This is a genomic window from Pseudoduganella aquatica (assembly GCF_020865585.1).
GTDB lineage: Bacteria > Pseudomonadota > Gammaproteobacteria > Burkholderiales > Burkholderiaceae_D > Rugamonas > Rugamonas aquatica_A.
Genome location: NZ_CP086370.1, coordinates 1852550 through 1875730, shown reverse-complemented (window position 1 = coordinate 1875730; position 23181 = coordinate 1852550). Strand labels below are relative to the sequence as shown.

General features: G+C 63.7%; 16 protein-coding genes. 3 read left to right on the top strand and 13 right to left on the bottom strand.

The features are described 5' to 3' along the window. The first annotated feature begins 121 nt into the window (after positions 1-121). Complete coding sequence (locus KT882_RS08185) at positions 122-493, top strand: phosphatase PAP2 family protein (RefSeq protein ID WP_161073282.1); 372 nt, start codon at positions 122-124, stop codon at positions 491-493. On the opposite strand, the gene truB is transcribed toward KT882_RS08185, so the two are convergent. The 13 genes from truB to KT882_RS08120 form a co-directional block, all read right to left on the bottom strand. Then, positions 490-1428 carry a tRNA pseudouridine(55) synthase TruB gene (gene truB / locus KT882_RS08180; RefSeq protein ID WP_161073283.1) on the bottom strand — a complete coding sequence of 313 codons (939 nt, stop codon included), beginning with the start codon at positions 1426-1428 and terminating at the stop codon, positions 490-492. The two genes, KT882_RS08185 and truB, sit on opposite strands and share 4 nt — an antisense overlap. After that, entirely contained in the window at positions 1425-1850 is a 426-nt protein-coding gene (rbfA, locus tag KT882_RS08175; RefSeq protein WP_161073284.1) for a 30S ribosome-binding factor RbfA, read from the bottom strand. The genes truB and rbfA overlap by 4 nt, the downstream gene beginning before the upstream one ends. An 85-nt stretch (positions 1851-1935) precedes the next feature. Then, a complete protein-coding gene (infB, locus tag KT882_RS08170; RefSeq protein WP_228895256.1) occupies positions 1936-4806 on the bottom strand; it encodes a translation initiation factor IF-2 in 2871 nt (956 codons plus the stop codon). A 46-nt stretch (positions 4807-4852) separates the two neighbouring features. Continuing rightward, a complete protein-coding gene (nusA, locus tag KT882_RS08165; RefSeq protein ID WP_161073286.1) occupies positions 4853-6418 on the bottom strand; it encodes a transcription termination factor NusA in 1566 nt (521 codons plus the stop codon). Then, positions 6415-6903 (bottom strand): ribosome maturation factor RimP, encoded by a 489-nt coding sequence (gene rimP, locus KT882_RS08160; RefSeq protein WP_056399542.1) that lies wholly within the window; start codon positions 6901-6903, stop codon positions 6415-6417. The genes nusA and rimP overlap by 4 nt, the downstream gene beginning before the upstream one ends. A gap of 268 nt (positions 6904-7171) precedes the next feature. Continuing rightward, complete coding sequence (locus tag KT882_RS08155; protein WP_228895254.1) at positions 7172-9244, bottom strand: pseudouridine synthase; 2073 nt, start codon at positions 9242-9244, stop codon at positions 7172-7174. Next, positions 9231-9950 (bottom strand): SMC-Scp complex subunit ScpB, encoded by a 720-nt coding sequence (gene scpB, locus KT882_RS08150; protein WP_228895253.1) that lies wholly within the window; start codon positions 9948-9950, stop codon positions 9231-9233. Before scpB ends, KT882_RS08155 begins: the two co-directional genes overlap by 14 nt. Before the next feature lie 158 nt (positions 9951-10108). After that, entirely contained in the window at positions 10109-11140 is a 1032-nt protein-coding gene (locus KT882_RS08145) for a glucokinase (RefSeq protein WP_228895251.1), read from the bottom strand. Positions 11141-11344: 204 nt separating this feature from the next. Continuing rightward, complete coding sequence (locus KT882_RS08140; protein ID WP_161073290.1) at positions 11345-12313, bottom strand: VTT domain-containing protein; 969 nt, start codon at positions 12311-12313, stop codon at positions 11345-11347. 21 nt (positions 12314-12334) lie between these two features. Then, positions 12335-14032 (bottom strand): ABC transporter ATP-binding protein, encoded by a 1698-nt coding sequence (locus KT882_RS08135; RefSeq protein ID WP_228895249.1) that lies wholly within the window; start codon positions 14030-14032, stop codon positions 12335-12337. Then, positions 14033-15133, bottom strand: a complete 1101-nt coding sequence (locus KT882_RS08130) for an ABC transporter permease (RefSeq protein WP_228895247.1) — start codon at positions 15131-15133, stop codon at positions 14033-14035. A 10-nt stretch (positions 15134-15143) separates the two neighbouring features. After that, a complete protein-coding gene (locus KT882_RS08125) occupies positions 15144-16082 on the bottom strand; it encodes an ABC transporter permease (protein ID WP_161073293.1) in 939 nt (312 codons plus the stop codon). Then, positions 16082-16795, bottom strand: a complete 714-nt coding sequence (locus KT882_RS08120; protein ID WP_161073294.1) for a periplasmic substrate-binding domain-containing protein — start codon at positions 16793-16795, stop codon at positions 16082-16084. Before KT882_RS08120 ends, KT882_RS08125 begins: the two co-directional genes overlap by 1 nt. A gap of 394 nt (positions 16796-17189) precedes the next feature. Between KT882_RS08120 and KT882_RS08115 the strand changes: the two genes are divergently transcribed. Both KT882_RS08115 and KT882_RS08110 read left to right on the top strand, forming a co-directional pair. Further along, positions 17190-19970: a TonB-dependent receptor gene (locus tag KT882_RS08115; RefSeq protein ID WP_228895245.1), complete on the top strand. Its 2781-nt coding sequence runs from the start codon at positions 17190-17192 to the stop codon at positions 19968-19970. Between the two features lie 415 nt (positions 19971-20385). Then, on the top strand, positions 20386-23160 hold the full coding sequence (locus tag KT882_RS08110; RefSeq protein WP_161073295.1) for a TonB-dependent receptor: 2775 nt from the start codon (positions 20386-20388) through the stop codon (positions 23158-23160). Positions 23161-23181 lie beyond the last annotated feature (21 nt).

Sequence of the window (23181 nt, the reverse complement as noted above, 5' to 3'; positions counted from 1 at the left end):
AATCTCCGCCCTACTATGCTTGCCGAATGATCAGACATCGGAGGCGGTATGGCCAGCGCGCGCAATCTCATCCTCTCGGCCACCCTGCTGGCGGACGGTCTGGGCCAGCAGCGAGGCCTTCGTGGTCGGCAATGCCGCTACCGAGGTGCTGAAGCGGGCCACCGGCCGCCTGCGGCCCAGTGAAACGGACGACCCCAACCGCTGGCACGCGGGCGGCAAGAGCTTCCCCAGCGGCCATGTGACGACGGCGGCGGCGCTGGTCACGCCCTTCATCCTCGAATATAAAGACGACCATCCCGCCGTGTGGCTGATGGCGGCGCTGCCGGTGTATGAAATGGTGTCGCGCGTGAAGACGCGCTCGCACTGGCAGACCGACGTGCTGGCCGGCGCCGCAGTGGGCGCGGCCAGCGGCTACCTGGCGCAGCGGAAAGGCCCCTTCGTCCTGCGCGCCATGCCGGGCGGCGTGTTCGTCGGCTTCGGGAAGCGCTTTTAAGCGGCGCCTGCGACGGAGATCAGGCGCTCGGGCGCCAGGATGTCGAACTCGCCCAACTGGGCGGTGCCGAGCAGCTTGTCGCCATGGTAGACGCGCACGCGGCCAGGTACCTGCTCCAGCTTGGGCACGGCCACGGCCGGCTCTTTGCCCAGCGGCAGGCGCTGGCCGTTGAGGAAGCGTTTGGCCAACTCATCGGTCAGCTGCACCGGCGGGAAGGACGACAGCAGCGCATCGACCGGCGCCAGCAGTTCCAGCGGCGTGGCATGGGCGGCCACCTCTTCCAGCGTAACGATATTGTCCATCGTCAGCTCGCCGACCTGGATGCGGCGCAGCGCGTTCAGGTGCGCGCCGCAGCCCAGCGCCGCGCCGATGTCTTCGCCCAGCACGCGGATATACGTACCCTTGCTGCACTTGACTTCCAGCTTCAAAAACGGTGCTTCGTAGCTGACGAATTCCAGCTTGTGGATAGTGACCGGGCGCGCTTCGCGCTCCAGCGTAATGCCGGCGCGCGCGTACTCGTACAGCGGCTTGCCGTCGCGCTTGAGCGCCGAGTACATGGGCGGCACCTGCTCGATGGGGCCGCGGAACCGCGCCAGCACGGCTTCGATCTGATCGCGCGTGACGTTCACGTCGCGCGTTTCGATGATCTGGCCTTCGGTGTCGCCGGTGTCCGAGCGCTGCCCCAGGTGCACGGTGGTCAGATAGGTCTTGTCGGCTTCCAGCAAGTCCTGCGAGAACTTGGTGGCTTCGCCAAAGCACAGCGGCAGCAGGCCGGTGGCGAAGGGGTCCAGCGTGCCGGTGTGGCCCGCCTTCTTCGCGTTCAGCATGCGCTTGGTCTTGATCAGCGCGTCGTTGGAGGACAGGCCGACCGGCTTGTCCAGCAGCAGCACGCCATCGACGATGTCGCGCACGCGTTTTACTTTTTGCTGATTCATTCGGCTTGGTCTTCGCCTTCAGCCTTGGGGGCGGCGTCGCCCTCGTCGTCCAGCGAGCGGGTCGAATTGGCCTGGTCGATCAGCGCCGACAGCTCCATGCCGCGCGAGGCCGACATGTCGTGGTGGAAGTGCAGCGACGGCAGCGTGTGGATGTGCAGGCGCTTGCCCAGCATATTGCGCAGGTAGCCGGAGGCCGCGTTCAGGCCGGCCAGCGTGTTCTTCACGGTTTCCGGATCGTCCTTCAGCATGGTGAAGTAGATCTTGGCGTGCGCGTAGTCCGGCGTGAGCTGGACTTCGGACAGCGTAATCATGCCGACGCGCGGGTCTTTCAGCTCGTAGGCGATCAGCACCGACAAATCCTTCTGGATCTGGTCGGCGACGCGCAAGCCGCGCGCGGGGATGGTTTTGCTATGTTTTGCCATGATGTGTTACCTAAAAAAAATTGGCGGGTCAATAAAACCGGGGGCACGCCCCGGTTTCACTGACCCGCCAGTGCGCCGACCGCTATTACAGCGTACGGGCGATTTCCTGCACTTCGAACACTTCCAGGGTGTCGCCAACCTGGATTTCGTTGTAGTTCTTCAGCGACAAGCCGCATTCCAGACCGGCGCGGACTTCTTTCGCGTCGTCCTTGAAGCGCTTGAGGGAGTCGATCTCGCCGGTCCACAGCACGATGTTGTTGCGCAGCAGGCGGACGGACGAGGAACGCTTGACCACACCGTCGGTAACCAGGCAGCCCGCAATCGCGCCGACCTTGGAAACCAGGATGACCTGGCGTACTTCGACCTGGCCGGTGATCTGCTCGCGGCGCTCTGGCGCCAGCATGCCGGACAGCGCTGCCTTCACCTCTTCGATCGCGTCGTAGATGATGTTGTAGTAGCGGATGTCCACGCCGTTCGACTCGGCCAGCTTGCGCGCCTGTGCATCGGCACGGGCGTTGAAGCCGATGATGACCGCTTTCGAGGCCACCGCCAGGTTGACGTCCGATTCCGTGATGCCGCCCACCGCCGCGTGCACAACCTGTACGCGCACTTCGGAGGTCGACAGCTTCTGCAGCGAGGAAACCAGCGCTTCCTGCGAACCCTGCACGTCGGTCTTGACGATCAGCGGCAGATTCTTCACTTCGCCTTCGGCCATCTGTTCGAACATGTTCTCCAGCTTGGCCGCTTGCTGCTTGGCCAGCTTCACGTCGCGGAACTTACCTTGACGGAACAGGCCGATCTCACGGGCTTTACGCTCGTCAGCCATGACCATGACTTCTTCACCGGCGGCCGGCACTTCGGTCAGACCCTGGATTTCGACCGGGATCGAAGGACCGGCTTCCGACACGGCTTTGCCGTTCTCGTCCAGCATGGCGCGCACGCGGCCATACGAGGAGCCCGCCAGCACGACGTCGCCGCGCTTCAGCGTACCGGACTGGACCAGGATGGTGGCCACAGGGCCCTTGCCCTTGTCCAGGCGGGCTTCCACCACCAGGCCGCGCGCTGGCGCGTCGACCGGTGCTTTCAGTTCCAGCACTTCGGCTTGCAGCAGCACTTGCTCCAGCAGGTCGTCGATGCCCTGGCCGGTCTTGGCCGATACCGGCACGAACGGCGAATCGCCGCCGTATTCTTCCGGCACCACTTGTTCGGAGATCAGTTCCTGCGTCACGCGCTCCAGGTTGCCGCCCGGTTTGTCGATCTTGTTGATCGCCACCACCAGCGGTACGCCTGCAGCTTTTGCGTGGGCAATCGCCTCTTTCGTTTGCGGCATCACGCCGTCGTCCGCAGCCACCACCAGGATCACGATGTCGGTTGCCTTGGCGCCGCGGGCACGCATGGCCGTAAAGGCTTCGTGGCCCGGGGTATCCAGGAAGGTGATGGTGCCGCGCGGCGTGTCGACGTGGTATGCGCCGATATGCTGCGTAATGCCGCCGGCTTCGCCGGACGCCACTTTGGCGCGGCGGATGTAATCCAGCAGCGAGGTCTTGCCGTGGTCGACGTGACCCATGACGGTAACGACAGGAGCGCGCGAGGTGGACTCGAAGTGAGCGTGCTCACCCTGGTCCGCCAGCAGCGCTTCCGGATCGTCCTCGGCGGCGGGGTGGGCTTTGTGGCCCATCTCTTCCACCAGGATCATCGCGGTTTCCTGATCCAGCACCTGGTTGATGGTGCACATCTGGCCCAGCTTCATCAGCTGCTTGATGACCTCGGACGCCTTGACGGACATCTTGTGCGCCAGTTCGGCCACGGTGATGGTCTCCGGCACGTGCACATCTTTGACGATGGCTTCGGTCGGGGCCTGGAAATTGGTCTCGCGGTCGTCCGCATGCGAACCGCCACGGCGGCCGCCACGGCCACCGCTGCGCCAGCCGTCACGGCCACCGGCCGAACCGGTGTTGCCGCCACGGCCTTTGCCTGCGCCACCGCCAGGGGCGCCGCGCTTCTTGGCGTCGTCCTGCCAGGTCGACGACACATTGGCCGACTTGATGGATTTCTTGTCGCCGACGGCAGGCTTTTTATCGCCCGGCTTGTCGGTGGCCGGCTTCTTGTCGGCAGGCTTGTGCAGCGTGCCTTCGGCGGCCTTGGCCTTGACCGGCACCGGAGCCGGAGTAGGCTCGGGCGCTTTGATGGCGCGGCGCGGCGCGTTCATCATGGCTTTGATCTGGGCCACTTCGTCGGCCACGGCCTTGCGTGCGCGCTCGGTCGCGGCAGCGCGTTCGGCGGCTTCCTTGTTGGCCAGTTCGGCGGCTTTCTTCGCTTCTTCAGCGGCAGCGGCCTTCTTCGCTTCGGCGGCGGCGTCGACTACCACCGGCGCGGCTGCGGCGGCTGGCTTGTCGGCGGCGGCCTTGGCGGCGGCGGCGGCTTTCTTGGCTTCCGCGTCGGCGGCTTTCTTCGCTTCGGCTTCGGCGGCAGCGGCGGCTTGCGCCTGGGCTTCCTTTTCCGATTCCAGCTTGGCCAGGCGTTCCTGCTTCTCGCGCAGTTCCGCTTCCTGGCGTGCGATCAGCTCGGCCTGTTTGCGTGCGTCTTCCTCGCGGCGCGCCACTTCGGCGGCGTCCACCACCGGCGCGGCAGGCGCGGCGGCAGGCACCGGCTCGTCGCGCTGGACGAAGGTGCGTACTTTCTTCACCGCCACCTGGATGGTGCGCGATTTGCCGGTGGCGTCAGCCTGCTTGATCTCGGTGGTTTCCTTGCGGGTCAGCGTGATCTTTTTCTTTTCGGTGTCCGCAGCTGCGCCGTGGGTGCGGCGCAGGTGTTCCAGCAACTTATCCTTATCATCTTTCGACAATGGATCTGACGTCGAACTCTTTTCGACGCCAGCAGAACGCAGCTGCGTCAGCAGCAAATCTGCAGGCATCTTCAGTTCGGTGGCAAATTGGGCTACGTTGTTACTCGCCATTCAGTCCTCTTTTCTATGTGTCGCGGAGATGATAAAGATACTCAAATTATGCCTTTGCGGATTCGGCCGCCGACCAGGCTTTGGCTTGCAGGGCCTTGGCGCGGTCGTCGTACTTCGAGTCAACCAACTTCATCTCATCGTCGGTCACATCTTCAAATTCACTTGCAATCAGTGCACGGGCACGGTCGGCGGACAGGGCCAGGATGGCGCCAAATTCGTCGTAAGCCAGTGCGGCAAAAGCTTCTACGGTCTTGATACCAGCCAGACCCAGCTTGCCGGCGGTGATGCGGTCCATGCCTTCCAGACCGACCAATGCCTCGTCCATGCCTTCCAGACCTTCTTCCGAGGCGATCGCCTCGGTCACCAGCGCATCGCGTGCGCGGGTCCGCAATTCATTGACGGTATCTTCGTCGAACGCGTCGATTTCCAGCATTTCGGAGATCGGCACGTAAGCAATTTCTTCCAGGCTGGCAAAGCCCTCTTCCACCAGGATGTCGGCCACTTCCTGGTCGACGTCCAGTTTTTCCATGAACAGCGCGCGGATCGCGGCGGTTTCCTGGGCTGCCTTGTCGGCCGATTCCTCGGCCGTCATGATGTTGATCTTCCAGCCGGTCAGATCGGCGGCCAGGCGCACGTTCTGGCCCGAGCGGCCGATGGCGATGGCCAGGTTTTCTTCGTCGACCACGACGTCCATGGCGTGCTTCTCTTCATCGACCATGATGGACGACACATTGGCCGGGGCCAGCGCGCCGATCACGAACTGGGCCGGATCTTCCGACCACAGCACGATGTCCACGCGTTCGCCGCCCAGCTCGCCGGTAACAGCCTGCACGCGCGAACCGCGCATGCCGACGCAGGTGCCGATCGGGTCGATGCGCTTGTCGGCCGTGTAGACGGCGATCTTGGCGCGCACGCCGGCGTCGCGGGCTGCGGATTTAATTTCCAGCATGCCTTGTTCGATTTCCGGCACTTCCAGTTCGAACAGCTTCATGATGAAGTCCGGCGCGGTGCGCGACAGGATCACCTGCGGGCCGCGCATATTGCGGTCCACGCGCAGGATGAAGGCACGCACGCGGTCGCCGATACGCAGATTTTCCTTGGGGATCATCTGGTCGCGCGGCAGGCGCGCTTCGATCTTGCCGGACTCGACGATTGCATCGCCGCGTTCCATGCGCTTGATGGTGCCGGTCACGAGCGAGTCGCCGCGCTCCAGGAAGTCGGCCAGGATCTGTTCGCGCTCGGCATCGCGCACGCGCTGCAGGACCACCTGTTTGGTGTCCTGGGCGAAACGGCGCCCGAATTCCACGGATTCGATCGGCTCTTCGATGTGGTCGTCCACTTCGATGTCGGCGATTTGTTCTTTTGCTTCAAACAGCAGCACTTCCTGGTCAGGCAGCTGCAGGCCCGCTTCGTCGGGCACCACGTGCCAGCGGCGGAAGGATTCGAACTCGCCCGAATCGCGGTCGATCGAAACGCGGATGTCGACCTCGCCTTCGTAGCGCTTCTTCGTAGCTTGCGCCAGCGCAAATTCCAGCGCACCAAAGACCACGTCCTTGTCGACGTTCTTTTCACGCGCCAGCGCGTCCACCAATAACAAAACTTCGCGACTCATGCTTTGCGTCCCTTAAAATCCACCTGCGGCACCAAGCGTGCCTTATCCATATCGGCGAGCGTAAACTCCAACAGCGCCGGACCATCTTTACCTTCAAATTCCAATGCCAGCTGATCGCCCTGCGGCTCCTGCAGCACGCCCTCGAAGGACTTGCGGTTGGAGGTGCCCGGCATGGCGACTTTCAGCTTGACGATGGCTTCGCAACCAGCGAAGCGGGTGAAATCTTCCAGTTTGCGCAGCGGCCTGTCCAGGCCGGGCGAGGAGATTTCCAGCCGCTCGTAGTTGACGTTTTCGACCGTCAGCACATGGCTCAGCTGATGGCTGACCGTGGCGCAGTCCTCAACCGTGATCGGGCCTTTTTCGGCCGCATCCGCCGCGCTGAAATCGATATAGACGCGCAGCAGTCCGCGCTCGGCCCGTTCGACATCAACCAGCTCATAGCCCAGACCGGCGACGGTCTTTTCAATTAATTCCGGCAGTTGCAAAAAATTTCTCCGCTAAAAACGGTTCACCAAAAAAAAAATGGGCTATTGCCCATCTTCTTGTACTACCCAGCCAGATGAAAGCACTCTCGGCATTAAAACCAGCGAATCACTTTTCCTAGGCTGGTCATTATAACCGCCAATTGACTTCGCTGCAATGCCACATACCACAGTGGACACGCAAACAACAATCAAAACTACGCAAAAACCTGGCCTGGAGGCCGGGAAACCGCGGGGGCCAGCCCCATCGGGTCCGACCCCAGGATTCGGATTAGCCCTTGCGGCGGCGCGGCATGCCGTGGTCGGACGCGCCGCCACGCGGCTGCTGGTTGCCGCGGCGCTGGCCGCCGGCATTGCCGAAGCCGAAAGTGGTTTGCAGCGGGTCCGGCTGGCGCGGACCTTTCGGCGCCTTGCCTGCGCCGCCGGCGCCGGCAGCACCCTGGCCACGGCCAAGGCCGCCCTGCCCGCCACCGCCGCCCGGACGGCCGGAGCCGCCTGGACGGCCCGAACCGCCGCCTGGACGGCCATAACCGCCAGCCTGGCCGCCGCCCTGGCCTGCGCCGAAGTAGGCGCCCTGGCCACGGCCCTGGCCGCGTGGTGCTTGCGGGAAGGGGTCGGCGTTCTTATTGCTCACGTCCATGCGGTTGCCGTTCGGCTCGCCGTCATCGTGCTCGTCGCGGTCGCGGCGCGGCTTCTGGTTGCCGCGCTGGCCGCCCTGGCCTTGCCCCTGCGGACCACGGCCGCCTTGCGGGCCGCCCTGGGCGCGCTTCTGGCCGCCCTGGGCCGGCTGGTCGCCCGGCTGTTTTTTCTCCACGCCATACGCGGCCATCAGGTCGCGCACGGTGTTTTCCTCCATCTCGTCCCAGCGGCCGCGCTTCAGGTCGCTAGGCAAGGTCATGGCGCCGTAGCGGGTACGGATCAGGCGCGACACGGTCAGGCCGATGGCCTCGAACATGCGGCGCACCTCGCGGTTGCGGCCTTCGCTGATGACCACGCGGTACCAGCGGTTGATGCCTTCGCCGCCGCCGTCCGCGATCTTGGAGAAGTTGGCCAGGCCGTCTTCCAGCTCCACGCCGGCCAGCAGCTTCTGGCGCATGCCTTCTTCCAGCGTGCCCAGCGTGCGCACCGCGTATTCACGGTCGATGTTGTAGCGCGGGTGCATCAGGCGGTTGGCCAGATCGCCGGAGGTGGTGAACAGCAGCAGGCCTTCGGTGTTGAAGTCCAGGCGGCCGATGGCCAGCCATTTGCCGGCCTTCATGGTCGGCAGGCGGTCGAACACCGATGGACGGCCGTCCGGATCGTCGTGCGACACGATTTCGCCGGCAGGCTTGTGGTACACCAGCACGCGCGGCGGCTTCTTGCTCACCTTGCGGTGGATCAGCTTGCCGTTGATGCGCACGGCGTCGGTCGGCAGGATGCGCTGGCCGATGTGGGCAGGCTCGCCGTTCACCGACACGCGGCCGGCAACGATCAGGTCTTCCATGTCGCGGCGCGAACCCAGGCCGGCTTCGGCCAATACCTTGTGCAGCTTGGGCGCGTCGTCTTCGGCGGTCAGGTCGCGGCGCACGGCCTTGGCCGGCTGGCGGCCCTTGCCGGCTTCTTCGCTGTCGAAGGCGTCGGAGGTGGCATAGGCGAATGCGGCGTCCGCATCGCTCAGCTTGCCGCCCGCGTGGCCGCCCTGCCCTTGGGCGCCTGGACGCTGCTTGCCCTTTTTCTTGTTCTTGTTGCGGCCTTCGTTGCGCGGACCGCGCTCATGGCGCGGACCGGCCGGGGCTGCGCCCTCGCCTTCGGCGCCAGCGGCCACAACCGCGGCCGGCGCACCTTCCGCGCCCTCGGCGACGGGAGCCGCCACTGGCGCTGGACGGGTGAGTTCGCGCACGGCGCGCAGTTCGCGCATCTGGCGCGGGCCGCGCGGGCGGCGTTCGGATTTGCTGTCGCCATTGCCCGCAGCGGCTGGCGCGTCGCCGGATTCGGCGGCAGGAGCGGCTGCATCGGCCTTCGGCTTTTTGGCGCGCGGCGCTTTGGCCGGCGCGCCCTCGGCGGCGGCGGATTCGCCAGCGGCGGCAGGCGCGGCGGCGGCATCGGCAGCCTGGGCAGGCTTGGCGCGCGGCTTCTTCACGGGCGCGGCGGCCGCCGCATCGCCAGCATCGCCAGCATCGGCGGCAGGAGCGGCATCGGCCTTGGCCTTGCGCTTGGGCTTGGGTGCTTCGCCCGCGGCCAGCGCGCTCGGCGCATGCGCCTCGCCCTTGTCGGCTTCAATCTGCGCCTTGGTACGGCGCTTCGGCTTGGCAGCCAGGTCGGCGGCGGGTGCGCCGGCAGTCTCTTGGGTATCAGTGTTGTTCATTGTTCATTTCTTGGTTGTGCTCAGCGTCAACCGTCGTTTCTGGCGCAAGGGCGTGAGCCGGTGCCTCATTGATGGGCGACGCGGCGTGTTGCGCCGCTTTGTCAAAGTTCTCCTGCAGGGCTGCTTCCAGCGCTTCCATGTCGGGCGCGCCACCTCGCATATCGCTGATTTGCTGCAACGGTGGCAGCTGGGACAGCGAACTGAGTCCCAAATCATCCAAAAAGTGCTTGGTGGTGCCCAGCAGGGCGGGCCGTCCCAGCACGTCGCGGTAGCCGAGCACGTCCACCCAGCCACGGTCTTCCAGCATTTTGATCGTCTGCGAATTCACGGCCACGCCGCGAATCTCCTCGATGTCGCCGCGCGTCACCGGCTGGCGGTAGGCAATAATGGCCAGTGTTTCCAGCGTTGCGCGCGAGTATTTCTGCGGCTTTTCCGGGCTTAGCCGGTCCAGGTACAGCTTCATTTCCGGCCGGCTCTGGAAACGCCAGCCGCTGGCCAGGTTCACCACCTCGACGCCGCGGCCATCCCAGTCCAGCTTCAGTTCTTCCAGTATTTCCTTGATCGTATCGGCGCCCAGGCCCTCGTTGCGCGGCCTGCCCTGCTCATCGAGCTCCACAAACAGCTTCTTGAGGCTGTGCATGGACAAAGGCTCATGCGCGCATAGCAAAGCGGTTTCGAGGACTCTTTTCGCCTCAACTGTATTCATAGCTATCTTGTGTTTGCAATAAATGCAAGATGTGCCCGGGCCTTTGCGCGCTGGGCAGGGGCAGTACCGATGGGGATGGAGGTGTCAGGTCCAACTGCGGCAATTGTACCTGATAAAACTACGAAAGGGATAAATTGTCCAGACAGCCGTAACAAGAATTACGCCGAGGCAAGTCGATCGCTCAAGATTGCAGAAACACCAACGAAAGCCGGGTATTCAGCGGTGATGACGAAAGTCGGGATGCGGCCCAGGTACTGGGCGAAGCGGCCCTTCTGCTCGTAGCGGGCGCGGAAACCGGAACGGTCGAAGCGCGCGCCCAGGCGCGGCACGATGCCGCCGCCTATATAGATGCCGCCCTGCGCGCCCAGCGTCACGCCCAGGTTGCCGGCCACCGTGCCCAGCATGCAGCAGAAGGTTTCCACCACTTCGTCGCACAGCGCACTCTCGCCGTCGAGCGCGCGGCGCACGATTTCCGGCACGGCGATGTCTTCCCGCGCCACGCCGCGATGGGCGCAAAGCGCGCGGTAGATCAGTTCGATGCCCACGCCGGACATGAAGCGCTCGGCCGACACGTGCTCGAATTCCGTCCATGCATATTGCAGGATGGCGACCTCGGTCGGGTTGGCGGGCGAGAAGCTCACATGGCCGCCTTCGCTCAGCAGCGCGGTCCAGCCGCCGTCCTTGCCGGCGCATTTGCTCGGTATCAGGCCGGAAACGCCCAGGCCGGTGCCGGCGCCGATCAGGCCCAGCGGTGCGCCGGCTTGCGCCGTGCCGCCGCCCACCTGGCGCTTCTGTTCGTCCGACAGGAAAGGCAGCGAGCTGGCCAGGGCCGTAAAGTCGTTGACCACCACCAGCACCTCGAAGCCGCACGCGGCGCGCAGCGCCTCGATGGAGAATTCCCAGTGATGGTTGGTCATGCGCACGAAGTCGCCCGTCACCGGATTGGCGATGGCGATGGCGCCGTGCACGATGCCCGCGCCCGCCACCGCCTTCACGCCGGGCAGCGCCAGGTAGGCGCGCAGCGCGTCCGCCAGCGAGGGGTAGTCCGCGCAGGCCAGCACATTGATCTGTTGAATGCTACCGGGAGCCACTTCCAGCGCAAAGCGCGCATTGGTGCCGCCGACGTCCGCCAGCAAACGCGGGCCGCCTGGGAAGCCGGAATTTTGAGGGGAAGTGGGCTGGGCAGTCATGATGGCAATAAGAATCGTTGAGGCCTTAGCTTAATGGAAATCCCGGCGCAGGCGCAAGCATTCTTTGTAGTTTTAGTACATTCTCAAATTCAATGAGGTAAAAAACTGACGTCCTGCCAGATTTTCAACGTAGTATGACTACCCCGCAAAAGTAAAAAACCCCGGCCGCAGCCGGGGTTTTCCATGGGCGGCAAGTACGCCGGCCTAGCCGTGGGAAGCGGTCACCGCCGTCCCCTCCTCGTCGCGCGGACGGCGCAATTCGTGGGCGAATGCGGAGTTCCAGGCGTCCAGGCCGCCGTGCAGCGGCCGCGCATAGCTGTAGCCGCGCGCATGCATGAGCTTGGCCATATGGGCGGCGGTCACGTCGTTGGGGCAGCTGCAATACACAATAATGTGGCGGTCTTTCGGCAGCGACGCGATGACGGCCAGCGGATCGCCGTTGGCCAGCAGCGCGCCCGGCACGGCCGGTTCCAGCATCTGCGCCGTCACGCTGCGCGCGTCCACCATCACGGGGGCATGGCCGTCCACCAGCAGCTGGCGCAGCTCGTCCACGGTGATGCGTTCCATCTGCACGGCTTGCTGGAAGCGCTTGCGCTCCACATATTTGTACAGGATGAACAGCGCCAGCAGCACGCCCAGCACGCTCAGCGCGGTGCCGCCCATGGTGGACAGGATGTCCAGCACGTCGTCTATGCTCTGGTGGAAATAGGCGCCGATGGCGATGCCGGTGCCGGACCAGATCAGCCCACCGGGCACGCTGAAGCCGAGGAAGCGCGGATACGAGGTGCCCATGGCGCCCGACATGGGCGGCGCGATGGTGTTAAAACCGGGAATGAATTTGGCCACCAGCAGCGATTTCGGCCCCCAGCGGCGGAAGTTGTCCTCGGTCTGGCTGACGCAGTAGTCCGGCGACAGCGAGATGCGGCACAGCAGCTTCAGGATGCGCTTGCCGTAGCGGCGCCCGGCGCGGAACCAGAAAAAGTCGCTCACAGAGCAGGCCAGCAAGGCGGCCGCCAGCACACCGGCCCAATGCAGTTCGCCGTTGGCGGCAAGCGCGCCCGACACGATCAGCAAGGGGAACGCAGGTATGGGCAGGCCCATCTGTTCGATCAGGACGACCGCGAACACGATGAAGACACCGTATTCCTGCAGCAATGAGAGTAAGTTGGCCATGGTGACGCTATCTTATCCGAATTAGCCGAAATCGTGACGCGGGATCGCTCCAAGCAGCGCTTTGGTGTAAGGGTGGCGCGGATTGCGGTACAGCTCGTCCGAATCCGCCAGCTCCACCACCTCGCCCTGGTTCATCACCATCACCTGGTCTGAAATGTATTTCACCACCGACAAATCGTGCGAGATGAAGATATAGGACAAGCCGAACTCGTCCTGCAAATCCTGCAGCAGATTGAGCACCTGCGCCTGCACCGACACGTCCAGCGCCGACACCGACTCGTCGCAGACAAGGATTTCCGGCTTCATGGTCAGGCAGCGCGCAATGGCGATGCGCTGCCGCTGGCCGCCGGAAAACTCGTGCGGGTAGCGATGGAAGGCAAGTGCGGGCAAACCCACTTTTTCCAATAGCTGGTACGCGTTTTCCACACGTTCGCGCTCGTTGGCGCCGATATTGTGCAGCCGCATGGGCTCGAGCAGGATCTGGCCCACGGTGAAGCGCGGGTTCAGCGAGGCGTAGGGATTCTGGAAAATGATCTGGATGCGGCGCTTGTAGGCCATGTACTCGCTGGCCGGCATGGAGATCAGGTCCTTGCCCTCGAACATGGCGGTGCCGCCGGTGGCCTGGTGCAGGCGCAGCAGGGTCAGGCCGACCGTGGTCTTGCCGGAGCCGGACTCGCCCACCACGCCCAGGGTTTTACCGCGCGGCAGCTTGAACGACACGTCCTTGACCGCCTTGAACTCGCGCTTGCCGAACAGGCCCTCGCGCAGGAGGAAGCTCTTGCTGAGCTTGTCCACCACCAGCACGTGCTCGTCGTCCGGCGCGGTGCCGCGCGCGCGCTGGCGCAGTTCGATGCCGGCGCCGGCCTTGCCTTCCATATAGTCGTTAATGACGGGCAGGCGCCACGGGCGCGCGTCCAGCGACGGGCGGCAATGCAGCAGCGCGCGGGTGTAGCTGTCCTGCGGGTCGCCGAAGATCTGGCGCGTGGGGCCGGTTTCGCGCACCTCGCCGTGCCGCATGACGATCACATGGTCCGCGATTTCGCCCACCAGGCCCAGGTCGTGCGTGATGAACAGCACTGACATCTGGCGCTTCTTCTGCAGGCTGGCGATCAGCTCCATGATCTGTTTCTGGATGGTGACGTCCAGCGCCGTGGTGGGCTCGTCGGCGATCAGCAGTTGCGGCTCGCAGGCAATCGCCATGGCGATCATCACGCGCTGCTGCTGGCCGCCGGACATCTGGCTGGGATAGGCGTCGATCTTGCGTGCCGGGTCGGGAATGCCGACCTCGTCGAGCAGCGCCAGCGTGCGCGCCCGCGCCTCCTTCTTGTTCATGCCCATGTGCTGGCGCAGCACTTCGCCGATCTGGTAGCCCACCGTGAACACCGGGTTCAGCGAGGACATCGGTTCCTGGAAGATCATGGAGATGTCCTTGCCGCACATGCGGCGCCGCTCGGCGGTGCTCAGGCGCAGCACGTCCCGGCCCTGGAACAGGATGCTGCTGGCCGGGTCGATCAGGGTGGTGTCGGCCGGCAGCAGGCCCATCACCGCCAGCGAGCTGACCGATTTGCCGCTGCCCGATTCGCCCACCAGCGCCACGGTGCTGTTGCGCGGCACGGCGAAGCTGATGCCTTTCACGGCCTCGAAGGTGTTTTTCTTGTCGATGCGGAAGCGCACGCGCAGATCGCGCACTTCGAGCAGGTTGTGATCGATACTGTCCATTTACTTCACTTTCGGATCGAGGGCGTCGCGCAGCGCGTCGGTGAACAGGGAAAAGGCGGTGACCAGCAGCGCCATCGCGGTGGCGGCCGCCGTCAGCTGCCACCATTTTCCGAGGATGAGCTCGTTCTGCGCCTCGTTCAGCATGGAGCCCCAGCTGACCACGCCCACCGGCACGCCGAAGCCGAGGAAGCTGAGAATGACTTCGGCCTTGATGAAGCCCACCACCAGGATGGACATCTGCACCAGCGCCACGTGGCTGACATTGGGGAAGATGTGCGAGAACATCTTGCGCCAGCTGGAGGCGCCGATGGCGTCGGCCGCCATCACGTATTCGCGCGCCTTGTGCTTGATGTATTCGGCGCGTATCAAACGGTAGGGGCCGGTCCAGCCGGTCAGGCCGAGGATGAGCACGATGGTCATCACGCCCTTTTGCTGCAGCACGGCGGCCACCGTCAAGATCATCAGGATGGACGGGATGGAGGTGAAGATGCTGTAGAACCAGTTGAAGAAGTCGTCCACCAGGCCGCCGTAGAAGCCGGACACGGCGCCGAACAGCGTGCCCAGGCCTACCGCCACCAAGGCTGCAACCAGGCCGACCACGATGGAGGTTTCCGCGCCTTTGATGGTTTTCTTGATGACGTCGTGGCCCCATTTGTCGCCGCCGAAAGGCAGGCTGGGGAGGCGCTCGGCGGCCGGGCCGGCGGCGCCGGGGAGCTGGGCGCGCAGGGCTTTCAGGTCGTCGGCCAGGGGGTCGGCGACGCCGTGCATGTCGACCTCGGGGGCGGGGGCGCCTTGCAGGGCTTGCAGGTCTTCGGCCAGGGGGTCGAATTCGTTGGGCGGTGGCGGAGCCTGGCGGGTTACGCCCGGAGGGCTAACCCGCCCTACCCGCCCGGCGTCCGCTGGGCCGGCGGCGAAGCTGGGGGGGGCGTAGTTGATGCCGACTTCTTCTTCCCAGTCGGAGACGATCAGGCCGCTGGCCGAGAGCACCAGCAGCAGCATGAAGGCGCCGACGATGGCCAGGGCCACCATGGCCACGCGGTCGGCGCGCAAACGGCGCCAGGCGAGCGCCCACAATCCGGGCGCGGCGTGTGTGTTCTGCATCTGTACTTCCTTATTTCAACTGTACGCGGGGGTCGACCGCCTGGTACAGCAGGTCGGTGAGCAGGTTGAACACCATGGTGGCGATGGCCACGTACACGGTGATGGCTTTGATCACGGGAAAGTCGCTGCGCTCCACCGCCAGGATCACTTCGCGCCCGATGCCGGGAATGCCGAAGAAGCGCTCCAGCAGGAAGGCGCCGATCAAGAGCGCGGGCAGGTTGGCCATGACGTGCGTGATGATGGGGATGGCGGCGTTGCGCAGCACGTGCACCCACATCACGCGCGCCTCGCCCAGCCCCTTGGCGCGCGCGGTGCGCACATAATCCTGGTTGGCTTCGTCCAGCACGAAGCTGCGGTACAGCCGCAAGGTGGGCGCGATCGAGACCGCCAGGCCGATCAGGATGGGCAAGGTGGAATAGCGCAGCAGGTTGTCCCAGAAATTCTCGCCCCAGCCCTGCACCGGGAACAAGCCCATCTGGTAGGCGAAGCCGTACTGGAACACGATGATGTAGACCAGGATGGAAATCGACATGCCCACGGTGCAGGCTATCATCACGGCGCGGTCCAGCAGCGAGCCGCGCACGAAGGCGACGATCAGCGCCAGCGCAATGCCGATCAGCGTTTCCAGCAGCGTGAGCGGCACCAGCACCGTCAGCGACGGCCCCAGGCGCGTGGTGATGATGTTGGACACGGACTCGCCCGTGGCCCAGCTCTGGCCGAAGTCGAAGGTGGCGATCTGCTTCAGGAAGATGCCGAGCTGGACGTAGTAAGGCTGGTCCACGCCCAGCTGGCGCCGGATGTTGGCGATGCTTTCGGCGTTGGACATCTTGCCCGCCAAAATATAGGCCGGATCGCCGCCCACCCAGTTGAACAGCACGAACACCAGCAGCACCACGCCCAGCATGGTGGGCAGCATCTGCCACAGGCGGCGCAGAATATAGGCAAGCATCACTTCCTCTCAATATCGATATACGCCCATTCCTGGTGCAGGATGGGATGTTTCTTATAGCCCAGCACACTGCGCTGGGCCAGCATATTCCGGTAGCGCGCGTAGCCCATCATGGCGCCGCCGGTCGCTTCCAGGCGGCGCGCCATCTTGTGGTACAGCGCGTCGCGCCCGGCGCCGGCCGGCAGGCGCTTGCTGGTGGCGTACCAGGCGTCGTACTGCGCGTCCTGGTAGCAGCCGTTGTTGTTCTGGCCGATGTTGGGGCCGTAGAACAGCTGCATGAAATTATCGCCGTCCGGGTAGTCGGCTATCCACTGGTAATTGCGGGTCTGCAGCTTGCACAGCACCTCGGCCTTCAGAATGTCGGTGAAGATCATGCGCTCGTTCTCCAGGCGGATGCCGCCCAGCACCGGGTCGCGCATATTCCAGTAGAAATAGGTGATCTCGCGGTCGATCAGGCGCTTCCAGGAATAGACGTAGTCTGCCATGGTCAGCTCGCGCTGCCGGCCCTTGAAGGCCGGATCCGGGGTGAACAGCAGGCCGCGCTTCAGCCGTATCGTGTACGTCAGGTCGCGCGCCACGGCGGGATCGAAACTGGTTTCCGCGGCAGGCAGGATGTAGCGCAGCACTTTCACCGGCTCGGCCGATGACGCTGCTGCCGAGCTGAGCGCAAGGCCCAGCAGCAAAGCGGCCCGCCAGCGATGGACTGGTTTCATGCAGGTATATCCCAAGGTTATAGGAGCACCCGCTCCCCCACCATCATCCTTACCCCAGAAAAGCGCGCAAGAAAAAAATATGCTGCAACGCAATACCGGATCAGCACAAATGACTATCTTTCATAGATGAACGCAACGCAACATATCCGTATTAACACGGCAAGAGTGTGTTGTTTTTACGCACGGAAAAATGTGCTTTTCATTGACAATTCTTGGTGGCCGGTGCTTTGATGCGAACCCTCTCCGAAAACAATATGTGATTTTTGGAGAGAATTGTTGGTGTGCAACTAATTCAAGCCTCCTGCCGACGCCGCATCCGGGATCTTCCCCTGCGGCGCCAGCAGCGCTATGCCTTATTGCGCCCAAACGATACTTTTCTTGGGAGTTGTTTGTAATGATGATGGAAACGGTTTTATCCCGCTCGGTGCGCCTGATCTTCTCGGGCAGCGTAGTGGCGGCGGGCCTGATGGCCCAACAGGCTTATGCACAAGACGCCAACATCCAGCGCGTGGAAATCACGGGCTCGAGCATCAAACGCGCGACCGCGGAAACCGCGTCGCCTATCCAGGTCCTGACCAGCGACGACATGATGAAGTCGGGCAAGGCCACCGTGGCCGAGTACCTGCAGACTCTGTCGGCCGACGGCGCCGGCTCCCTGCCTACCGGCTTCGGTTCCGGCTTCGCCGCTGGCGCCACCGGCATCTCCCTGCGCGGCCTGGGCGCGACCTCCACCCTGGTACTGCTGAACGGCCGCCGCATGGCGCCTTTCGCGCGCGCCGACGACGGCCAGAAGAGCTTCACCGACCTGTCCACCATCCCGATGCAGATCGTTGAGCGCATCGAAGTGCTGAAAGACGGCGCTTCCTCGCTGTACGGCGCCGACGCCATCGCCGGCGTGGTCAACATCATCCTGAAGAAGGACTTCGAAGGCCTGCAGATCAAGGGCGACACCGGCGCTTCGCGCTACTCGGACGCCAAGCAGAACAAGATCTCGGTCACCGCCGGCAAGGGCAACCTGGACGACGACAAGTACAACATCGTCTTCAACGCCGAATACAGCCACACCGACGGCCTGCAGGCTTCCGACCGCGGCAACCGCGCCTGGATCGGCCACGGCGACATCCGCCCTTGGGGCTATGGCGTGGGCACCCAGTACGCTGGCGGCTACATCACCAACGGCGCTTCCTCGCCATCGCCTACCGGCGCCCTGCTGAACCCGAAAACCGGCCAGTACGTGTCGCTGCCGGGCTGCGCACAGTTCTCCAACGTCACCCCGCAAGATCCAAACGGCGGCTGCCTGTGGCACCAGGACAAGTTCCGCTCGATGAATCCAGAGATCGAATCGATCAACCTGTACTCGCGCGGCACCTTCCAGATCAACGCCGACCACCAGGCCTTCTTTGAAGCCGGCTACTCGGAGCGCGACACTGCCTTCACCCTGACCCCATCGTCGACCTCGTCGACCGTGGTGTTCCCGGGCCAGAACGGCGGCGCCAACCAGCTGATCAACTACGGCAACACCATCCTGATGGCTGCCAACCACCCGCAGAACCCGTACGGCGTGCCAGTGCGCGTGCGCTACTCGGCCTTCGACGTGGGCGCCAGCACCCGCAAGAACACCAACGAGTTCACCCGCTTCGTGGCCGGCCTGAAAGGCACCGTCAAGGGCTGGGACTATGAGACCGGCTTCACCTTCTCGCAGTCCAAGCTGAACCTGGACTGGAGCAATATGCTCAACATGAAGGCGCTGCAGTCGGCCCTGGGCGACCCAAGCTCCAAGCTGTTCCCGTACTACATCGGCGCGCAGGCGAACAAGAACCCGGCCTCGCTGTACGCAGCCCTGGTGACCAACGCCACCTCCGACTCCAGCACCAAGCTGGTGATCGCCGACTTCAAGGCTAGCCGCGAACTGTGGGCACTGCCAGGCGGCAAGATGGGTCTGGCCATCGGCGGCGAACACCGCCGCGAAACGCTGAACAACCCGTCCCTGTCCGGCACCTCGGACGGCTCCATCAACTCCAGCTACACCGCCGCGTTCGGCAAGAACAACGTGTCGGCCGTGTACGCCGAGGTACTGGCGCCGGTGCTGAAGACCGTGGAACTGACCGCAGCCCTGCGTTACGACCACTACGACCAGTTCAACTCGACCACCCCGAAACTGGGCGCGAAATGGACCCCGGCCAAGAACTTCGCTGTCCGCGGCACTTACACCGAAGGCTTCCGCGCACCTAGCGCGGCCGAGTCCAACGTGCTGAGCCAGGCAGTGGGCAGCGCCCCTGTGCGCGATCCTATCCGTTGCCCGGGCGGCACCCCGGCGGCCGGCGCTTCGCAGACCGACTGCTCGATCACCGTCAGCTCGATCAAGGTCGGCAACCCGAACCTGCAGCCTGAAGAGTCCAAGGGCTACACCCTGGGCATGGTCTGGGATCCGTTCGAAGGCAACAGCATTGCCGTGGACGCGTTCAAGATCAAGCGCAGCAACGAGATCAACCCGGTCTCCTACGCTGAAGCGGCGCAGTCGCCAACGGCCGTGCGCAACGACAACAACCTGAAGAACGCCGCCGGCCAGGTCATCCCTAACTCCGGCTCGCTGCTGGTGGTGTCGGGCGCCTACCGCAACTCGAGCTACACCGAAGTCACCGGCGTGGATCTGGACGTGAAACAGCGCCTGCGCCTGGGCGCATGGGGCAAAGCCGTCATCGGCCTGAACCTGACCCACATCTCGTCCTGGCTGCGCGCCGAGTCCGACACCGTGCAGTACCAGTTCGCTGGCACCCACGGCAACTGCGACACCTCGAACTGCGCCGGCACGCCGAAGAACAAGGCCACCCTGTCCGCTTCCTGGGACATCGGCGCCTGGAACTTCGCGTCCAACCTGAACTACCGCGACAGCATGAAGAACATCAAGTTTGAAGGCGACGTGTGCGCTTCCAAGTTTGCCGACGGCACCGTGGCCCCTAACGGCTGCAAACTGGCGTCCTTCACCACGCTGGACCTGTCGACCCGCTGGAACTTCAGCAAGAACCTGCAGCTGACCGCGTCCGTCGCCAACGTGCTGGACAAGATCGCTCCGCTGGATCCGCTGACCTACGGCGGCATGAGCTTCAACCCGATGGACGCTTCCGGCGCCATCGGCCGCTACTTCAAGGTCGGCGCAAACTACAGCTTCAAATAATTCATCATTTGAGGGCTTAGCCTGAAAAGGGCGGTGAGCGATCACCGCCCTTTTTGCATATAAGTGTCGCCAAAAACTAACGCATTTCCACGCAAGCGTTAAACCCGGCGGCGCCCCGAGCAACAAAGCTGCTACATCAAGTTACATGCCGTAGTCCGAATTTACTGGATGTTAGGGCTTGCCACAGCCATTTTCCCTGCCTGAACAACAACTATCGGTCCGCAAATAGGGGGATCACGTACATTGACAGCTGAACCCGGCTGATGATTTCATCGAACAATTGAGCAAATGCCTAGCCCTTTGCTCAACTGGAAACGGGAAAGTTGCGCACCAACTTGCCAGATGCAGGACGCTGCGCACATCCGTTCGAACATCTCAACAGTTGGAGGCTTTTAGTATGATGATGGAAACAGTTATGGCACGTTCCGTGCGCCTGATATTCTCGGGCAGCGTGGTTGCAGCAGGTCTGCTGGCAACGCCGGCGATGGCACAAGATGCCAACGCGAATGTCCAGCGCGTGGAAATTACCGGTTCGAGCATCAAGCGCGCTACCGCTGAGACGGCATCGCCGATCCAGCTGATCGGCCGCGAAGAGCTGCTGAAATCGGGCAAGGCGACCGTCGCCGAATACCTGCAGACCCTGACCGTGGACGGCGCCGGTTCGCTGCCTACCGGTTTCGGCAACGGTTTCGCCGCCGGCTCCACCGCCATCTCGCTGCGCGGCCTGGGCGCGACCTCCACCCTGGTACTGCTGAACGGCCGCCGCATGGCCCCGTTCGCCCGTGCCGACGACGGCCAGAAAAGCTTCACCGACCTGTCCACCGTGCCGATGCAAATCGTTGAGCGCATCGAGATCCTGAAGGACGGCGCCTCGTCGACCTACGGCGCGGACGCGATTGCCGGCGTGGTCAACATCATCCTGCGCAAGGACTTCGAAGGCCTGCAAGTAAAAGGCGACACCGGCACCTCGCGCTACAGCGACGCCAAGCAGAACAAGGCTTCCCTGTCCTTCGGCAAAGGCAACCTGGACAACGACAAGTACAACTTCGTGTTCAATGCCGAATACCAGCAGTCGGACAAGCTGAAAAACAGCGACCGCGGCGACCGCGGCCATATCGGCCACGGCGACCTGCGTCCTTACGGCTTCCCTATCGGCACCCAGTTTGCCAGCGGCTACATCAACGGCACCAACAACGCCACCGCCTCCCCGGTCGGCCTGCTGCGCGATCCGAAGACCACCAACTACGTCGCCCTGCCAGGCTGCTCGTCGCTGACCAGCGCCAGCCAGACCGGCGCCAACGGCGGCTGCGTCTGGTACGCCGACCAGTTCCGCGACATGCAGCCTGAGATCGAATCGATCAACCTGTACTCGCGCGGCACCTTCCAGATCAATGAAAACACCCAGGCTTACGTGGAAGCGGGCTATTCCAAGCGCGACACCTCGTTCACCCTGGTGCCGCCATCGGTCACCCCGACCGTGGCCTTCCCGCCGAACGCCGCCAACCCGCTGGGCTTCATCAACTACGGCAACCTGAACATCATGTCGGCCGCGCACCCGCAGAATCCTTACGGCGCGCCTATCCGCATCCGCTACACCGCGTTTGACGTCGGCCCAAGCACCCGCTCGGCCAACAACGAATTCAACCGCCTGGTCATCGGCGTCAAAGGTTCGGCCATGGGCTGGGACTACGACACCGGCTTCACCCACTCCGAGTCCAAGCTGCACCTGGACTACAGCAATATGCTGAACATGAAAGTGGTGGCGGCCGCCCTGGGCGATCCAACCTCGAAGTACTTCCCGTACTACATCGGCGCACAGGCCAACAAGAACCCGGCCTCGCTGTACGCAGCCATGGTGACCAACGCCACCTCCGATTCGACCACCAAGCTGAACGTGATCGACTTCAAGGCCTCGCGCGAGCTGTGGGCTCTGCCGGGCGGCAATATGGGGCTGGCAGTCGGCGCCGAGCACCGCCAGGAAAAACTGTCGAATCCTTCGCTGAAGGGTTCGGAAGACGGCTCGATCAACTCCAGCTACGTGGCAGCATTCGGCGACACCAAGGTGTCGGCGATCTACGCCGAGGTACTGGCGCCGGTGATCAAGAACGTCGAACTGAGCGCAGCCTTCCGCTACGACAAATACGACAACTTCAACTCCACCACGCCGAAGGTTGGCGCCAAGTGGACCCCGGTCAAGTCCTTCGCACTGCGCGGCACTTACACCGAAGGCTTCCGTGCACCAGGCGCGGCTGAAGGCTCGAAAGCATCGCAATCGACCGGCACCTCGACCGTGGCCGATCCGATCCGTTGCCCAGGCGGTAAAGTACCAGCCGCCGGCGGCGCCACCTCGACCGACTGCGGCATTCCTGTCGCCGCCGTGAAAGTGGGCGATCCTAACCTGCAACCAGAAACCTCCAAGGGCTACACCCTGGGCGTGGTATGGGACGTGCTGGCCGACACCGGCATCACCCTGGACGGCTGGAAGATCAAGCGCTCCAACGAGATCAACCCGCTGCCGTACAACGAAGCGGCCGCCCTGCCGACCGCAGTTCGCAACGACAACAACCTGGTCGTGAACGGCGTCGTGATCCCGAACTCGGGCACGCTGGTGCTGACCCAGGCCCCATACCGCAATTCGAGCTTCACCGAAATCAGCGGCGTGGACCTGGACATCAAGCAGCGCCTGCGCCTGGGCGCCTACGGCAAAGCCCAGCTGGGCCTGACCTGGACCCACGTGGCTTCGTGGAAGCGTCACGAGTCCGCCACCACCGTGTACCAGTTCGCTGGCACCCACGGCAACTGCGACACCTCGAACTGCGCCGGTACGCCTAAGGACAAGATCAACCTGACCGGCACCTGGGATATCGGCGACTGGAACTTCAACGGCATCGTGAACTACCGCGCCAAGATGAAGAACATCCTGTTCGAAGGCAATCCTTGCGCCTCCAACCTGGCCAACGGCCAGCCAGGCACCACCGACTGCCAGATCGCCTCGTTCACCACGCTGGACCTGTCGACCCGCTACAACTTCAGCAAACAGCTGACCTTGTTCGCGTCGATGAACAACGTGCTCGACAAGATCGCACCGCTGGATCCGCTGACCTACGGCGGCCTGAGCTACAACCCGATGGACGCGACCGGCGCCATCGGCCGCTACGTCAAAGTGGGCCTGAACTACAAATTCTTCTAATCGCCTGATTAGCTGAATCTG